The organism is Sinorhizobium sp. FG01, from assembly GCF_002531875.1.
Taxonomy (GTDB): Bacteria; Pseudomonadota; Alphaproteobacteria; order Rhizobiales; family Rhizobiaceae; genus Sinorhizobium; species Sinorhizobium fredii_C.
Genome location: NZ_NWTB01000063.1, coordinates 1 through 934, shown reverse-complemented (window position 1 = coordinate 934; position 934 = coordinate 1). Strand labels below are relative to the sequence as shown.

The following is a 934-nucleotide window of genomic DNA, read 5'->3' as shown; positions in this document are numbered from 1 at the left end:
GTGGAGGATATCACATGATCATCGAGCATTCCGCGGAGGTCCGCGGCAAGACACCCTTTTACCGCCATCTCTATGTCCAGGTTCTGGCGGCGATCGCCGCGGGCATCCTGCTCGGCCATTTCTATCCCGAGCTCGGCACTGAGCTGAAGCCGCTCGGCGACGCCTTCATCAAGCTCGTTAAAATGATCATCGCGCCGGTGATCTTCCTGACTGTCGCGACCGGCATTGCGGGGATGACCGATCTCGCCAAGGTCGGCCGCGTCGCCGGCAAGGCAATGATCTACTTCCTGACCTTCTCCACGCTTGCGCTCGTCGTCGGCCTCATCGTCGCCAATGTCGTGCAGCCGGGTGCGGGCATGCATATCGACCCGGCCTCGCTCGACGCGAAGGCGGTCGCCTCCTATGCGGCGAAGGCGCATGAGCAGTCGATCACCGGCTTCCTGATGAACATCATCCCGACGACGCTGGTCGGCGCCTTTGCCGAGGGCGACATCCTGCAGGTGCTGTTCATCTCGGTGCTCTTCGGCCTCTCGCTCGCCATGGTCGGCAAGAAGGCCGAGCCGGTCGTCGACTTCCTGCAGGCGCTGACGCTGCCGATCTTCCGGCTGGTGGCGATCCTGATGAAGGCCGCTCCGATCGGCGCCTTCGGCGCGATGGCGTTCACCATCGGCAAATACGGCGTCGCCTCGATCGCCAACCTCGCCATGCTCATCGGCACCTTCTACCTGACCTCCTTCCTGTTCGTCTTCGTCGTGCTTGGCGCGGTGGCCCGCTACAACGGCTTCTCGATCGTGGCGCTGATCCGCTACATCAAGGAGGAACTTCTGCTGGTGCTCGGAACGTCTTCCTCGGAAGCCGCACTGCCGGGCCTGATGAACAAGATGGAAAAGGCCGGTTGCAAGCGCTCGGTCGTCGGCCTCGTCATTCCGACCGG

General features: G+C 63.0%; 1 protein-coding gene. It reads left to right on the top strand.

Annotated elements, in window-relative coordinates:
• Positions 1–14: 14 nt before the first annotated feature.
• Positions 15–934 (top strand): cation:dicarboxylase symporter family transporter (locus CO656_RS29510; protein WP_097528138.1); only part of this gene is annotated, 920 nt, incomplete at its 3' end.